The sequence below is a fragment of the Chryseobacterium sp. OSA05B genome, from assembly GCF_019970065.1.
GTDB lineage: Bacteria > Bacteroidota > Bacteroidia > Flavobacteriales > Weeksellaceae > Chryseobacterium.
On record NZ_JAHXYH010000001.1, the window covers coordinates 25,690 to 41,483 of the forward strand.

Genomic DNA, 15,794 nt, shown 5'->3' on the forward strand with positions numbered 1-15,794 from the left:
AAGTTATAAAATTCAAACAAATAAAAAACAGGATTGATACAGATGATCGATATAATAAAAAATGGCCGGCAAAACGCCAGCCATCCAAGATTGTATGTATAGTTAATCCCTGATCTAGTGATGATGTCCGTTTTTCTTCTCCATTTTGTACACTTTGTTCTTTTTGGCCTTGCTTTTCTTGTAGTTATTTTTGTTTCGGTTGTAAACGGCTACAGGATTCTGACCTTTGTAATAATTCTTTTTGAACTTGGTATATTTTTCCCTTCCTAGTATTCTTTCAATTTCATAATACCGGTCTTCTCTCCATCTGTCCGGCTGGCTTACATAGGCCCTGTTCCAGGAATCATAATCGCGGTATCTGTCATTTAAGGCATTCAGCTGATTGGTCTGAGTCACAGAAAGCAGAAGATCTGCTGCCACATTCTGCCAGTTGATATCTGTAATACTTCTTCTGTAATCGATATAATAATCTGACTGTGCATAGCTGAGGCTGAAAGTTCCTGCAAGCATTAATGCTATCATTATTTTTTTCATCTTTAGTCCTATTTTTGGTTAAGTGCTTTAACATAGTCAATTAAAATGCCAAGTTCACAATGTATCTTCCCAATCTTTGTTAAAAACCACAAAAACAGGTTCAATTATTACTTAAAATACATAGTAAAAGACTCAATCATAAGCGATAAGAGGTCTACAAACAGATAAAAATTCCATACATCATAATACTCAAAAAACTCTATAACTCTCGAACCCTCTGACTCTTTCATTCTCCTAAAATTTCGTTAAGTTTCCCGAAAACTCATGTTTTATATTATTTTAATTTGTAATTTTAAGAGTGAGAAGTATGCATACGTAAGGTTTGTAATGTCGAGGGACTGTTAGATTGCTTTATCCATTCAATAAAGCAAGTCATTTTTTAACTAATCAAATTTTTAATGATTATGGAAAATATAAAGTTTGAGATATCTCCTTATCAGGATGAACTGCAACTATTACTGGACGGAGAAAAGGCCGGATATATGTCAATAAAAATTGATGGAAGGCTGCTGATCGTTTATTACACAAAAATCATTGAAGAACGTGAAGGCCATGGATACGCCAAAATGCTTCTGGACGAACTGGTTCGTTACTCTGAAGAAAAAGATCTTCTGGTAGATCCGGAATGTGATTTTGTGCGCCAGCAGTTTGAAAATCATCCTACCCGGTACAAAGATATCTGGCATGCCTGAATCAGTCTTCCCACCAGTTGCTGAACTGATAGTGAGTATGATTCATATCCACTACTTCCCCGATCATTGGGGTAAGGATATTGAGTCCTTTTTCTTTTCCTAAACCTGTCACTTTCTGGAGCGGCTCATTCCATGGATGAAGAGCCAGCGCAAATTTTGATGAGTGGACAGGAATACTATGTTTGGCTTTAAGATCAATGGCTGCCTGGATCACGTCTTCAGGCAGCGCGTGGATATACCGCCATGCTTCATCATACTGTCCGTTTTCAAGAACAGCATAATCAAAAGGTCCGAATTGTTCACCAATCATTTTGAAATGAGAATCGTAGCCGCTGTCACCACCTAAAAATATTTTTTTCGTAGGAGTTTCAAGAACATAGGAAGTCCACAGGGTATTGTTCTGTTTTATTTTTCGCCCGGAAAAATGTCTCGCCGGTGTAAAAGTAATTTTCAGATTATTTTTTAAAAGAACTGCTGTACCCCACTCTTCTTCGATCAGGTTTTCTTCTGCATAGCCCCATCTTTCAAGGTGTGCACCAGCTCCCAGTGGTACAATAGCCTTTTCGGTTCTGTCTCTTATCGATTTCACAGTCGGATAATCCAAATGGTCGAAATGATCATGTGTGATGATCAGATAATCCAGATCAGGAATATCTTCCGGTTTAAACAAATCAGAACCTTTAAATGCTTTGTTAAAATATTTGAATGGTGAACCGTACAGGCTCAGCACAGGATCTACCAGAAAAGACACACCATCAGTCTGCAGATAATAGGATGAATGGCCCAGCCAGATGAAGACATCCTGATCTTTCCGGATTCTTTTCAAATCTGTATGAATGGCGGGAATATTTTTGAGAGGCTTGAGCAACGGATCTTTTTTGCCCAAAATAAAATCGTAAGTAACCTTTATGGGACTGTACCCTTCAGTAATGGAAGGCGTATGACTGATGTTACGGAACTGTCTGTTTTTGTAGAGTTTTGACTGTCTTATACGTTCCAGTCTTTTTCCTTTGGGAGCTGCTCCGAAATCGGGCCTATTCATCACCAAAAGATAAATGGTCACTAAAAGAATGACTGTAAAAATCAGGTATAGCATCTGCATCGAAATAAGCGTCAAAGGTATTGACTTTTGGTCTCACTTGGAAAACTCAACGGTTTTTTAACTTAATTTATAAAGCTTTCTGAATAATTTATTATTTATTTAAATTAAAATAATCTCAAACTTTTTAACTTAGCAGATTGAAAAAAATTCAAAATACGTTGAAAAATTATTCGATCATACTGCTGGCTGCAGCACTCTCTTCATGTACGTCTATCAGAAGGCACAACGAACAGAGGGCGACCTGCGTGGGCCCTGATGAGCTTAAGGAGGATGTAGATTACGCCTACCTAAAACTTCAACAGATGCACCCCCAGCTTTACTGGTACATTTCCAAGCCGGAACTTGACCGTAAATTTGACAGTCTTAAAGGGACCATCGACGAGCCTTTGACTCCGCTTCAGTTTTATTTTAAACTGCAGCCTGTGATCGCTGATATCCGTGAAGGACACCTTGCCCTGAGAATTCCGAGGAAAAAATTCACCAAAAGACAAATTAAATCTCTGGAACATAAAAAAGGAATGTTCAGCCGTTTTGAATATTATATAAAAGATGATCATTTGTTTATTATTCAAAATAAAGATTCAATTGAAAATATAAAACCCGGAACTGAGATTCTGACCATCAATAAAGTTCCTGCCTCCAATTATGTAAAAAAATACCGTGAACTGATCAGCAGTGACGGCTACAATACTACGTTTCAGTCTTACTTTCTGAAGGATGTATTTTTTAATTTTTATACTGCAGAAAACGGATTCAAGGACACTGCAACGATAGAAACGCTTTATAACGGCGAAAAACTGACTTATACGCTTCACCGTGAATCCAAATCTAAAAACGATCTGGACAAAGACAAGGAGCAGGAAAAAAGAACGCCTGAAAAAAAAGTTAATGATTATGTAGCGTCCAGTGATTCTTACAACCGGAATTTTAAATTCCTGGATAAAGACAGCACGACTGCCTATATTAAAGTAAAGAGTTTTTCAAGAGATTATTCCGATAAGTTTTACAAGGAAACATTTGCGAAAATAAAAAATGCAGGGTCAAAATACCTTATTATAGATGTCCGCAATAACTATGGCGGGTCTCTGCATGAGATTAATAATCTGTATTCTTATCTGGCTCCGGAACCGTATGTCCTAATAAAACCATCACAGCTTACCTCAAGGATTACTCCTTTAAAAACAAATTATTTCAGAAAAAGTACACCTTTTCAATATGCTTTTAAGAGTCTGGCGTACCCGACTTATGTTTTTGCACAGACCTTCAGTACTTATAAAAAGGACGGAAAGGTATATTACAAAATGAAAGCTGACAAGCCAACAAAACCCAATAAAGATGCATTCCAGGGGAAGGTTTTTGTCCTGATCAACGGAGGAAGTTTTTCAGCTTCTTCTATCATTACGGCAAAGCTGAAATACGATAAACGCGCGGTCCTCGTGGGTGAAGAAACCGGCGGTGCCAATGACGGAACTGTGGCGGGTTTCTATTCTTACCAGAAACTCCCGCATTCAAAGATCAATCTTCCTATCGGTTTACTGCTGGTACAGCCTAATATTGATTTTCTGAATACCAAAAAAGGCGTCGTTCCGGATATTACAATTACCGAAAGCATGCAGGATATTATTGATAAAAAAGATCCGCAGCTGGATTGGGTAAAAAATGAAATTGCAAAGGAAAAAGAGCTTCAATAGCTTTATGAATAGTTTCGGCGGGCTGAAAGCCTGCCGAAACTATTTTTATCTTTTTAATTCTTTCATAAGATCTTCGATATGTACGATATATCGTCCGTAATACCGGTTGAACCAGAACTGTCCCATCAAATAGAGCACAAAAAGCCCTACCGTCACTGAGCTGATCAGGATTACGGCAATTTTTATTTCGCTCATGGGTTCAGGCCACGGAATAAATTCTATCACGATAATCATTTCGCAGACGATAAACGGCACAAAGCTCAGATAGTACGACAGATAATATTGCTTATTGAGATTGACCTGCATGACCAGATCTTTTAACGAATCATAGGTTTTAAGCATTGGATTACTGATATCGCTGTAAAGTCTGAAAAATTTACTGAAAAAGAAAATGGTCACCATCAGCATTGACGCTATAAGAACCGTAATGTAAAACTGTAATTTAAAGGGTTGGCAGAATGCACACACGATAAATGAGAACGTAAAGATCGCAATGATGGACCAGAATTCCATGCGCATATTTTTTCGCATTTTTTCCAGCGGAAGATTGATCTTATTTCTCTGCTCAATACTTATTTCAGGTGTTTCTTCTGAAACATCTTCATTCCATGCATTTTTTAATTCATCTATATTCATTGGTACTGATTTAAAGTTATGGTTGATTTGAGTTTAAGATATCTTTCAGTTTATTTTTGGCCCGGTTCATCCTTACTCTGGCATTACCTTCGGAGATTCCCATCTGTTCTGCAATTTCCTTTCCTGAAAAGTCTTCCAGATAATAAAAGATAAAAGCTTTATCAATGGAATTCAGCTCACGGATCGCTTCATACATCTGAACCAGTTTTTCTTCCTTTCCGTAATCGTATTCATCCTGAATCACTTTATAGCCTGCAAAATCCTCATTAGAGATAAAACTTCTTCTTTTCTCGGATTTCAGAAAAATAATAGCGGTGTTGAGGGCAATTCTGTACAGCCAGGTAGAAAATTCGCTTTGTCCCTTGAAGCTCGGATACGCTTTCCATAGCTGACAGGTGATTTCCTGGAAAAGATCATCACGGTCATCTTTTTCAGACATATACATTTTAGAAATCTTGAAAATGATTCCTTTATGCTTTTCTATTTTGTCTAAAAATTCCTGCTCTAATGAGTTCATATTTTCGGGCTCTATAGAGTTAGTTTTAATTGTAAAAAAATGTTACAGATATTTTTGAAAAGATAAAAAAAACCCAACAGAAAATTTCCTGCAGGGCCCATTGTGTGTTTTTTTGTTTTACTCCAATCCGTGTTTCAGAAAAACACAGTCTTTGTACGAAATAATTTTAATCTATAAACCGACTCATGAACGGCTTATATTTTAAATTGAACAGTCAGTTAAAAATTTGAACAGTAACAGTCCGAATTTGGACACTAACATTTTATGTTTCTAATAGTTAGTAGAAAAAAAGTGAAAATGTTACACTATTTGGGGAAAAATTTTCATCAAAAATTCACAATATATTTTTAAAACTTCCAGTAAGCTTTGTGAACTCCTTGATACTGCCCATTTATGATAATTATGATTTTTATTGATGCTGCAAAAAAAATCCCGGCAGAAAAAATTCTTCGGGATTGTTTCTTTATTTTTAAATGTATGATCATTCTTTTTCCTGAAAAATCAATTCAGTCTGTCCAGGGCATTCTGGAGGGTATGAATATCAATAAAGTGGAGCTTTACGCCAATAATAATAAAAATCAGAAGAACCAGTGTCAGGAATATGATGATAAAAATATACACCGAAACAAACCATATCACTGTATTCAAAATATTTCCCTGAAGTCCGAACTTATTCATGAAAAATCTTTGAGAACGCTCAAACCATGAATTTTTTCTTGCTTTCTTCGGCTCTATTTCAAGGCCGTTCAGTTCATCTACCAAACGTACAACGTCTTGTATATACCGTCCGTACATATAATAAATCCAATATTTGATCACAAACCACACCAGCATCAGGGTAATCAGGAAACTGATCCCGAAAATGGCTAGATTATATTTCGCCTCAAAATGAAAGTTGATCTTGATAAGAGATAGCAGAAAAGCCAGTGGAATGTAGGAAATGTAATAGGAAATGTAGATTTCTTTCGATATTAAAAGTTGTGTTTTAAGGTTAAACAGATCATAATTTGTATTGATACTGCTATTACAAAGCATTTTGTAAAGCTTTAGAAAACGGGAATAAAAATAAATGATGGAAGCAAGCGTAAGGGCGACGACGAATGCCGATATAATAACAATATTCGAATCTCCGGAAGCAAATGGAAATCCCATCAAAAGCATAGGCAAGGTGACGACCATCAGCCAGAATTCTGTTTGCATATTGATTTTGAGCATCCGCATCGGCGAATGAATTTCACGCTGCTTCTCCAGAGAGATCTCAGGCAAATCCTGCCTGGTGTCTTTATCCCAAAGTTCTTTAAAATTTTCTAACTCCATTTGTTTTTACTTTAAATCTTGTCGCTTTCTTGTTTTTCGATGATTTGCTTCAGTTTTGTTTTTGCCCGATTCATTTTTACACGGGCATTCACTTCAGTGATCCCCAGCTGGCGGGCGATCTCTTTACCCGGAAAATCTTCCAAAAAGAAAAAAATAAGCGCTTTGTCTATAGGACTGAGTTGATGAATAGCCTCATACATCAGCTTCATATTTCTATCATCTGCATCATTATAGGATTCATGTGGAACAACAAGATCTTCTATCCCCTGATTTTGTATAAAACTACGTTTTTTTTCACTACGCAAAAATACAATCGCTGTGTTAAGCGCAGTCCGGTAGAGCCATGTAGAGAAGTCACTTCTCCTCTGGAAATCGCCGTATGATTTCCAGGCCTGATAAATGATCTCCTGATAAAGATCATTCTGATCATCCCGATCGTCCATATACATTTTAGAGATCTTGAAAATGACACCTTTGTGCTTTTCTATTTTCTCTAAAAATTCTTTTTCCATTAAAGACATGCTCAAACTCTACTCGTACAGCAGTATTTTTGATAAAAATACTACAATTTTAACATAAAAACTAAAAAGTCCACGTCTCAAAGTACAAAATCCTCAAAAAATAAAGAAATTTAATGAGGATTATTATTTTATGTTAAGTAGAATATACCTAGAAAAGATAGTCGGTGCTTAAAAAATTAGAGTCATGATCTCTAACGATCGTATTTAATAATTTCTTGTTGGAATCTGTCAGTTTCGCAGCCACCAGAGACCGGATGGAAAATGAACGGAGCGCATCAAAGACAGAAAGTGTTCCTTCCGCACTGTCTTTCCTTCCTGTAAACGGAAAAACGTCCGGCCCGCGTTGTGCCTGACAATTGATATTCACACGGCTCACCAGATTCACAAAAGGGTCTATCAGCCTGGAAACTTCCTGAGGATCTTCGCTGAAAATACTTACCTGCATTCCATGGGATGCATTGACCTGATAATCGATGGGTTCTTCGATGTCTTCAAAAGGAACTACCGGAATCACCGGACCGAACTGCTCTTCATGATAGAGTTTCATATCACTGTTTACCGGATAAACCACTGCAGGAAAGACAAAAGACTCTTCCGTAAACCCTCCGTTTTCATTTAAAACTTTTGCACCTTTAGCTAAAGCATCTTCAATACATTCTTTGAGATACAGTGGTTTATTCACTTCGGGAAGCGGCGTCACTTTCACATCTTTTTCCCACGGAAGTCCCGGTTTTAAAGCAGAAACAGCTACACTTAACTTCCGGGTGAATTCTTCGGCAATTTCTTTCTGAACAAAGATCAGTTTTAATGCTGTACATCGCTGCCCGTTGAATGACAGTGCTCCCAGGATACATTCGCTCACCGCTACATTCAGATCGGCATTTTTAGTTACAATCGCTGCATTTTTGGCATCAAGGCTCAGGATAGCTCGTAAACGATTCACTTTAGGATGCAGTTTCTTCAGTCCGTTAGCTACTTTACTGGATCCGATAAATGCCAGAACATTTATTTTTCCGCTTTCCATAATGGGAGTAATAATCTCAGAGCCTTTTCCGTAAAGCGTGTTTACAGTTCCTTTCGGGAAAGCCTCTTTAAAAGCTTTCAGTAATGGATAATGGGCAAGAACACCGTGCTTTGGAAGCTTGAACAAAATCGTATTTCCCATGATCAATGCGGGAATCAGTGTGGTAAAGATCTCATTTAAAGGATAATTAAACGGTCCCATACTTAAAACAACGCCCAGCGGAGCTCTTCTGATCTGTGCAATAGTTCCTTCTGCTTCCTGAAAACGGGATGATTCTCTGTCAAGATCTTTCAGCGCATCAATGGTCTGGTTGATATAATCTACAGTCCTGTCGAATTCTTTGGTAGAATCTGCCAGAGTTTTCCCGATCTCCCACATTAACAATTTAATGACCAGATCACGCTGCTCTATCATCAGATAAACAAATTTCTGCATACACTGAATACGTCCTTCTACAGACATGGTAGGCCATTCTCCGAGACCGTTATCATAGGCTTTAACAGATGCTTCAAGCACTTCCATTGCTTCTTTCGGACTGATATTCGGAATACTTCCCAGCAATTTTCTCTCGAGACCGTTTTCCGTAGGAATACAGACTGGCGAATAGATATTCTGAGTCTCCCCTTCCCATTCCACCAGCTCTCCATTGAGGAGATACACTTTCTGATGAATTTCCTCTACTTTAAATTCTTCCGGAATTTCGATTTCGCTTTTAAAAATATCCTTAAATAACGGCTTATTGACTGAATCCATAAATTTTTATTTTTTGATAATTGAGTGTCATTCTAAAATTATACAGAATAAAGGTAGCCGTTAAAATTGGTTTTAAAAATAACCACTTGATAGATTTGTTCTATTTGGCGGGTGTTTGAATTAAAATTAATGTCGGGTACTGAAAAAATGAATAATTTTACTAAAAATAAAATTTCATGTTTTCAAAATTAGCTTTCAGCACCTTATTGTTTTTCTCAGCATTTATTTTCGCTCAAAATAGCAAAACAGCGAATACTGTTCTGATGGGAGGAAAACCGGTACATACGTATGCGAAACTTCCGGCCTTGAATAAAGCAGCCCCAAAGTTTACGCTTACAGACGTTACGATGAAGGATCAGACACTTGATTCTTACAAGGGAAAATTTATGATTCTTAATATTTTCCCCAGTGTAGATACCGGAGTTTGCTCGGCTTCCGTACATCATTTCAATGAAGATGCAGCGAGTATTCCCAATACCGTTGTTCTTTGTATTTCTAAAGATCTGCCTTTTGCCCAAAAAAGATTTTGTGGTGCAGAAGGAATTAAGAATGTGGTGATGCTTTCAGATTTCCGTTCAGATTTCGGAAAAACGTATGGCGTAGAGATTACAGATTCTATGATGAAAGGTCTTTTAAGCAGAGCCGTAGTGGTGATCGATCCTTCAGGGAAAATCATTTATGAAGAGCAGGTTGCTGATATTTCACAGGAACCAAATTATGAAGCAGCGATTGCAGCTGTGAAAAAATAATTTCTCGCTTTTGGAATAATTTAAAACAGGCTTCGGCGATCTTCGATCGCCGAAGCCTGTTATTTTTTCAGTTTTCCTTCCTTTTTTGTGGTGATGACAATGACACCGTTTTCGGCTTTTATCCCATCGAAAACAGTCGTGTCTTTTTCAATATTAATTGTTTTTATCATTTCAGGATCAATGGTATTGAGCTCTTCCAAACTGCTTACCTTCCCATTGATTATGTATAAAGGTTTTTTGTTAATCTTAGGAGTTGATGAGGCTTCGCCAATCCGTATTCTGCGATGAACCGAATTATCTATTAGTTCGGTAGAAACGACCTTACCAATTGTACTACCAGATTGTATTACAATTTCATTCAGTTGATTATTGACTAAAAGATTTCCCGGTATTACTGTCGTTGAGCCAAGCAACATTTTTTGTTTTTGGGGGAAGATCACAACGTCTTTGATTTCGTCTGCTTTTAAAGTATCGTGTATTTCATTTTGCTGGGCATGTACCGAAACAAAACCTCCTGTTGTCAGCATAAAACCGACTGCAAACTTCGTAAATAATGAATTGATAAAAGAATAGTTCAGATCTCTGTTAAGCTGTGATGAATTAAAATTCCCACAAATGTCTTCTGAAGAATGGGAAAAAACCTCTATAATTTCCTGATCAGAAGCCACGGTGAAATCCCGGACAGTTTTGGAACAAACGGAACAGAACCTTCCTTTCTCTTCGGGTGTCATAGCTTCCCAGTTTTCATGACATGGTTTGGGTATGGTGATTTTCATAGTCTCTTTTATATAGAGATGTGGGAATGATGGGAAAGGTTGGAAAGGTTATGTTGAAATAATCATAAAGTTGGATGATCGCTAAGACGCAAATTCTATGACAAAAACATGTTTTAAGGCGCAAAGATTTTATCTCCGATACAATTGATCACACCGTCATTGCGAGGAGCGCAGCGACGAAGCAATCTCACTCTCATCTTGCCGAAATATTCGATTTTCTTGCACATTAAATAATCATGTAGCTTAAAAACCTTGCGCCTTTGCAATGGTCCAACAAAAAGAAATATAGAAGAATCTGTCTCACAACCAATTTGTGAGACGGATTTTTCTATATGTAAAAAGTTTAAAGCAAATTATTATCTAATCCCCATCGCCACCAATAGAACTAAACTCCTGCGTAGAATAATGTAAGAAAAATAACACCAGTAAGTCATCAACAGATTCATCAACCTCAACGTGATAAGTAGGATGTTTAATTTTCTTTTTATCTTCGGGTATTACTTCTATTAAGAGTTTTCTTTTTTCAAATAACTGATTTGTTTTACTCAATTTGAAATTATAAATCCTAACATCGGCTCCGGACTTAATGATTCTTTCTTTTCCCAAATCTGTAAAATAAATGACGCCTTTGGAATTAAAAAGTTCTGCATCGTTCTTTAGAAAACCTACATTTTTGATATCATAGCTTCTGGAATTGCAAATGATATAATAACCAGAAGAAAAGAACTTATTGAGTTTTACAATCCTGCCCATCTCTTTTTGATCTTCTGAAACTAAGACAAGTTGTTTGTTATTAATTTGCGTTGTATATCTTTTCAATGTAAATTCTATTTAAGCATCGGGAATATCTTTTTTCTGAAAATGAAAACGATCATCGCAGAGAAAAGCAATGAAAATACAGACAGACCCATTTTGAGCATCTCTTCCGTGGATTCATCAACTGGACTGTATCGGGCTTCTTTATTGCTTGTCATTGATGATAAAGACATCATCCTTTGTTGTATGATAGAATCTTTAAAACCATAATCCTTTGCCTCTTCATAATCTCTTAAAGCTTCATCTTTAAATTTCATTAAAAAAGCGACATTTCCCAGATCAAACAGTAGCTGAGCAACAATTTTGTCTTCAGGCTTTACAAAAGATATCCGTTCATTTAACTGATAAAAAAGAGATTTGCGAAGTTTATACAATTCTTCTTTGGTTAAATCCGTTTCAGGGTATTTTTTGCTTCCGAAATCAGTTTGAATCAAGGATTGTGAGGTATACGCTTCACCACCTTTAATTTTTGCTTTCAGAATATTGGCATGAATCCACTCGGAACTGAAATGAGATTCGGGTTTAATTTCAATAGACTTTTCAATCCATTTTAAGGCCTCCACATTATTACCCATCAGTTCGTATGCCGTTCCCATATTGGAAGCTGTAGAGTATCTTCCAGGATCATTAGATTCAATTCTTTTGTATAGTTCTACGGCTTCCTGATATCTTTTAAGAATGATCAGAATATAGCCTTTATCCGACAAATAATCCAGATCTTTTGTTCTTTGGTACTCTTTTTCCAATCCTGCTAAAGTTTTTTCCAAGGTTTCAGGGTTGTTAAAACTGTGACCTCTGGGGGAAAAACCCTGAAAATCCGTATAAATATTAGTTCCGTCTTTGAGGTCTCTGGTCTCTCCGTTTAAGCAGGCCAAGGCCGGAATTGAAAATAAAGAGCAGAACATGACACTTAAAAAAAACTTTCTCATAGGCAGTTATCTGAAATTTTATTGAAAATATTTGTAATTCGTTATCGTGCTAAAAATAAAAAAACTTTGCTATATAAAATACAGCAAAGTTGTTTATTATAATCTAATTTATGTTTAATTAAAACAAATTCTCATCCACAAAATTCGGCAGCGTCACCTTCAAATTCGGTTCTGCTTCCATCGCTCTTTTAATAGCGAAAACAGCGCCTTCATTTCTGGCCCAGCTTCGTACAGTATTTTTCACTTATTTTAAATTAGTAGTTTTCGTTTTCAAACTACTTTGTAACATTAGCTTAAAAATATCTATTAAAAGAAAAATGAGAATTAAATTTTCCAAGAAATTTATATAATCAAACTGTACAATCCCCCAGTCCATTAAAGAATCTTTTCCTAAAGAAGATTTTTTCAGATAAAAATATTTTGGAAAACCAGAAGTTTCAATAAGCCAATCATTTGATTTTGAAGATTCACAATACGACAACCCCAATAACGTAATGACAAAAGCTGATACAATCACTTTCCAATCAAACAAAACTTTCCAATTTTGCTTTTTAAATCTTAAAATGATAAGATTTAATGCAACAAAAGTTGTAAATAAAAGTAGAAAGTACATACTTGTAAATTGATTGTGAATATCCATTTTCAAATTAATTCATTCTCAAATTCTCAAATTAAAAAAGACTCTCATCCACAAAATTCGGCAACGTCACCTTCAAATTAGGCTCAGCTTCCATCGCTCTTTTAATCGCGAAAACAGCACCTTCATTTCTTGCCCAGCTTCTTCTGGAAATTCCGTTGTTGACGTCCCAGAAAAGCATAGATTTCAGTCTTCTGTCTGCCTCTGCACTTCCGTCCAGCAGCATTCCGAAACCTCCGTTGATCACTTCGCCCCAGCCTACTCCGCCACCGTTATGGATAGATACCCACGTAGCACCACGGAAACTGTCGCCGATTACGTTGTGAATCGCCATATCTGCGGTAAACCTTGAACCATCATAGATATTGGAAGTCTCTCTGTAAGGCGAATCTGTCCCGGAAACATCGTGATGATCTCTTCCCAAAACAACAGGCCCAATTTCCCCGTTTTTAATGGCATTATTGAAAGCTTCAGCGATCTTCATTCTTCCTTCTGCATCTGCATAAAGTATTCTCGCCTGAGAACCTACAACCAGTTTATTTTCCTGAGCGCCTTTGATCCACTGGATATTGTCTTTCATCTGCTGCTGAATCTCTTCCGGAGAATTTTTCACCATCTCTTCCAGTACAGCACATGCAATATTGTCGGTTTTCTGCAGATCTTCCGGTTTTCCACTTGCACATACCCAACGGAAAGGCCCGAAACCATAATCGAAGCACATAGGTCCCATAATATCCTGAACATAACTAGGATATTTAAATTCTCTTCCTAAAGTCGGATTTTCAGCCATTACATCAGCTCCGGCTCTTGAAGCTTCCAGTAAAAAGGCATTTCCGTAGTCAAAGAAATAGGTTCCTTTCTGTGTATGTTTATTGATGGCTGCAGCATGTCTTCTTAAGGTTTCCTGAACTTTTTCTTTAAATAATTCAGGTTCTTCGGCCATCATTCTGTTTGATTCCTCAAAACTCTGTCCGGCAGGATAATAACCACCCGCCCAAGGATTGTGAAGCGATGTCTGGTCAGATCCGATATCTATTGTTAAGTTTTTCTCATCAAATTTCTCCCAAACCTCAACAATATTTCCAAGATAAGCCAGAGAAACAGTTTCTTTGTTTTCCTGAGCTTTCAGGATTCTTTCTACCAATTCATCCAGGTTTTCGTGAATTTCGTTCACCCATTTCTGATCGTGACGGATCTTGGTGATCTTAGGATTCACTTCAGCACATACCGTGATACAGCCTGCGATATTTCCTGCTTTTGGCTGTGCACCGCTCATTCCTCCCAATCCGGAAGTTACAAAAAGGCCTCCTTTCGGTTCTTTTTTGATTTTTCTGAAAGCATTCAGAACAGTGATCGTAGTTCCATGAACAATTCCCTGCGGACCAATGTACATATAACTTCCCGCTGTCATCTGCCCATATTGAGTAACGCCTAAGGCATTGAATTTCTCCCAATCATCCGGCTTGGAATAATTAGGAATCATCATTCCGTTGGTTACCACTACTCTGGGTGCATCTTTATGCGATGGGAAAAGACCCATCGGGTGACCTGAATACATGGTTAAAGTCTGCTCATCCGTCATTTCAGACAGATACTTCATGGTCAGAAGATATTGTGCCCAGTTTGAAAATACAGCTCCGTTTCCTCCGTACGTAATCAGTTCGTGAGGATGCTGTGCCACTGCATAATCCAGATTATTCTGGATCATCAGCATAATGGCTTTTGCCTGCTCAGATTTTCCGGGATAATCCGCAATTGATCTTGCCTTCATTTCATAATCCGGACGGAAACGATACATATAAATTCTCCCGTATTTTTCCAGTTCTTCTCTGAATTCGGGTAAAAGCTCCGCATGAAACTGAGGTTCGAAATAACGTAAAGCATTCTTCAGAGCAAGCTTTTTCTCTTCCTCTCCTAAAATTTCTTTACGCTTCGGTGCATGATTGATATTGGTTTCGTATGGTTTAGGTTGTGGCAGCTGATTCGGGATCCCCTGCTGTATCTGTTCTTGAAATGTCATATTGCTATTTAGTTCAATGTTTAGAATTCTAACTTTTTGAAGTTTTAAAGATATTCAAATTAGAAAATATAGGCAAGGGTATTTGATGATGTGTTGATGGGGTGATTCGATGATGGGATAATGTGATGATTGGTTGTGGTTGAGATGGCGGGTAAAGATTCCCCTCCTCCGGAGGGGTGGATTGCAAAATTTATAAAATTTTGGAAGACGGGGTGGTCCCAAAATACTGAATAATAAAACATTCCAGATCTTTCATCACTACATATATATTATTCCTTACGTCAAAATCAGTAGTCCTGAAAACCAAAAGTCCCAAAGACTCAAGATATTCCTGTCTGATTCCATCGTAAACTTGTTTTTCATCATGGCTGGAACCATCAATTTCAACAATTAGCCCTAAAGTTTTTACATAGAAGTCAACAATATAATTCCCGATGATTCGTTGTCTGTCAAAATCAATGTGGTGAAATGCTCCCGCCCTCACCTTTTTCCAGAAAATAACCTCACTTAAAATACGTGCTTTCCGTTTTTCTTTTAGCAATACTGTTAAATGGGGATTAAAGGGTAGATTTTCTACAAAATTCCTTTGAATGGGAATACCTTGAATATGGGTAAGGATTTCTTTCATTGTTTATGTTTTTTTAACCACCCCGTCTTCTCCTTTCAGTCAAATCCACTCCTCCAAAAGAGGGGAATGATATTCGTCAGAGAACAAGTGGTTTTCAAAAATAAAAAAAAACCTCACTGAAAATCAGTAAGGCAATTGTATTTTATATATCCGAAATTTAAGTTAAAACGTCATCATTTTCTTCTTCGTGATCGTCCGCATTATCACTGCGGCTCCAGTAATTGTTTTCTTCATCTTCGGATCCTATTTCTTCCATATCATCGTCATCTTCAGTTCCCGGAATATCAAGTCCTTTATCTAGTTTATCATTGTCCTCTTCATTCAGGATTGGGTTTCCGTCGCCGTCCAGCGGAATATGTTTTTCTTTATTGAATATATCTTCACTGGGATTGTAATCCATCTCTTCGAGTTTTCTGTTCTGTTCGTTTGTATTGTCTTCTGGTATCATAATA

Annotated in this window: 18 protein-coding genes; 3 read left to right on the forward strand and 15 right to left on the reverse strand. The window is 37.2% G+C overall.

The window, feature by feature from the left end; genetic code table 11:
• Nucleotides 1-114: 114 nt before the first annotated feature.
• On the reverse strand, nucleotides 115-534 hold the full coding sequence (locus tag LC419_RS00170; RefSeq protein ID WP_223605438.1) for a hypothetical protein: 420 nt from the start codon (nucleotides 532-534) through the stop codon (nucleotides 115-117).
• A gap of 404 nt (nucleotides 535-938) precedes the next feature.
• Here LC419_RS00170 and LC419_RS00175 point away from each other — a divergent pair, with 404 nt between their 5' ends.
• Nucleotides 939-1,226, forward strand: a complete 288-nt coding sequence (locus tag LC419_RS00175; RefSeq protein ID WP_223605439.1) for a GNAT family N-acetyltransferase — start codon at nucleotides 939-941, stop codon at nucleotides 1,224-1,226.
• A gap of 1 nt (nucleotide 1,227) precedes the next feature.
• Here LC419_RS00175 and LC419_RS00180 read toward each other — a convergent pair whose 3' ends face one another.
• Nucleotides 1,228-2,343 (reverse strand): MBL fold metallo-hydrolase, encoded by a 1,116-nt coding sequence (locus LC419_RS00180; protein WP_223605440.1) that lies wholly within the window; start codon nucleotides 2,341-2,343, stop codon nucleotides 1,228-1,230.
• A 122-nt stretch (nucleotides 2,344-2,465) separates the two neighbouring features.
• On the opposite strand from LC419_RS00180, the gene LC419_RS00185 reads away from it, so the two are divergent.
• On the forward strand, nucleotides 2,466-4,019 hold the full coding sequence (locus LC419_RS00185; RefSeq protein ID WP_223605441.1) for a S41 family peptidase: 1,554 nt from the start codon (nucleotides 2,466-2,468) through the stop codon (nucleotides 4,017-4,019).
• 45 nt (nucleotides 4,020-4,064) lie between these two features.
• Here the strand turns inward: LC419_RS00185 and LC419_RS00190 are convergent, their stop codons facing one another.
• The 5 genes from LC419_RS00190 to LC419_RS00210 form a co-directional block, all read right to left on the reverse strand.
• Nucleotides 4,065-4,655 (reverse strand): hypothetical protein, encoded by a 591-nt coding sequence (locus LC419_RS00190; protein WP_223605442.1) that lies wholly within the window; start codon nucleotides 4,653-4,655, stop codon nucleotides 4,065-4,067.
• Between the two features lie 16 nt (nucleotides 4,656-4,671).
• Nucleotides 4,672-5,172: an RNA polymerase sigma factor gene (locus LC419_RS00195; protein WP_223605443.1), complete on the reverse strand. Its 501-nt coding sequence runs from the start codon at nucleotides 5,170-5,172 to the stop codon at nucleotides 4,672-4,674.
• 501 nt (nucleotides 5,173-5,673) lie between these two features.
• Nucleotides 5,674-6,489: a hypothetical protein gene (locus tag LC419_RS00200; RefSeq protein WP_223605444.1), complete on the reverse strand. Its 816-nt coding sequence runs from the start codon at nucleotides 6,487-6,489 to the stop codon at nucleotides 5,674-5,676.
• Nucleotides 6,490-6,500: 11 nt separating this feature from the next.
• On the reverse strand, nucleotides 6,501-7,010 hold the full coding sequence (locus LC419_RS00205; RefSeq protein ID WP_223605445.1) for an RNA polymerase sigma factor: 510 nt from the start codon (nucleotides 7,008-7,010) through the stop codon (nucleotides 6,501-6,503).
• Nucleotides 7,011-7,158: 148 nt separating this feature from the next.
• Complete coding sequence (locus LC419_RS00210) at nucleotides 7,159-8,787, reverse strand: NADP-dependent glyceraldehyde-3-phosphate dehydrogenase (protein WP_223605446.1); 1,629 nt, start codon at nucleotides 8,785-8,787, stop codon at nucleotides 7,159-7,161.
• A 176-nt stretch (nucleotides 8,788-8,963) separates the two neighbouring features.
• Here LC419_RS00210 and tpx point away from each other — a divergent pair, with 176 nt between their 5' ends.
• A complete protein-coding gene (gene tpx / locus LC419_RS00215) occupies nucleotides 8,964-9,536 on the forward strand; it encodes a thiol peroxidase (protein ID WP_223605447.1) in 573 nt (190 codons plus the stop codon).
• 59 nt (nucleotides 9,537-9,595) lie between these two features.
• On the opposite strand, the gene LC419_RS00220 is transcribed toward tpx, so the two are convergent.
• The 8 genes from LC419_RS00220 to LC419_RS00250 form a co-directional block, all read right to left on the reverse strand.
• Nucleotides 9,596-10,312, reverse strand: a complete 717-nt coding sequence (locus LC419_RS00220) for a hypothetical protein (RefSeq protein WP_223605448.1) — start codon at nucleotides 10,310-10,312, stop codon at nucleotides 9,596-9,598.
• 360 nt (nucleotides 10,313-10,672) lie between these two features.
• Nucleotides 10,673-11,131 carry a hypothetical protein gene (locus tag LC419_RS00225; RefSeq protein WP_223605449.1) on the reverse strand — a complete coding sequence of 153 codons (459 nt, stop codon included), beginning with the start codon at nucleotides 11,129-11,131 and terminating at the stop codon, nucleotides 10,673-10,675.
• 8 nt (nucleotides 11,132-11,139) lie between these two features.
• Nucleotides 11,140-12,057 (reverse strand): tetratricopeptide repeat protein, encoded by a 918-nt coding sequence (locus LC419_RS00230; protein ID WP_223605450.1) that lies wholly within the window; start codon nucleotides 12,055-12,057, stop codon nucleotides 11,140-11,142.
• A gap of 118 nt (nucleotides 12,058-12,175) precedes the next feature.
• The gene (locus LC419_RS24095; protein ID WP_262901680.1) at nucleotides 12,176-12,301 is read right to left on the reverse strand and encodes a hypothetical protein; all 126 of its coding nucleotides are present in this window, start codon (nucleotides 12,299-12,301) and stop codon (nucleotides 12,176-12,178) included.
• Complete coding sequence (locus LC419_RS00235) at nucleotides 12,302-12,697, reverse strand: hypothetical protein (RefSeq protein WP_223605451.1); 396 nt, start codon at nucleotides 12,695-12,697, stop codon at nucleotides 12,302-12,304.
• Nucleotides 12,698-12,728: 31 nt separating this feature from the next.
• Complete coding sequence (locus LC419_RS00240) at nucleotides 12,729-14,714, reverse strand: urocanate hydratase (protein WP_223605452.1); 1,986 nt, start codon at nucleotides 14,712-14,714, stop codon at nucleotides 12,729-12,731.
• 190 nt (nucleotides 14,715-14,904) lie between these two features.
• Nucleotides 14,905-15,342 (reverse strand): endonuclease domain-containing protein, encoded by a 438-nt coding sequence (locus LC419_RS00245; protein ID WP_223605453.1) that lies wholly within the window; start codon nucleotides 15,340-15,342, stop codon nucleotides 14,905-14,907.
• Between the two features lie 157 nt (nucleotides 15,343-15,499).
• The gene (locus LC419_RS00250; protein ID WP_223605454.1) at nucleotides 15,500-15,790 is read right to left on the reverse strand and encodes a hypothetical protein; all 291 of its coding nucleotides are present in this window, start codon (nucleotides 15,788-15,790) and stop codon (nucleotides 15,500-15,502) included.
• Nucleotides 15,791-15,794 lie beyond the last annotated feature (4 nt).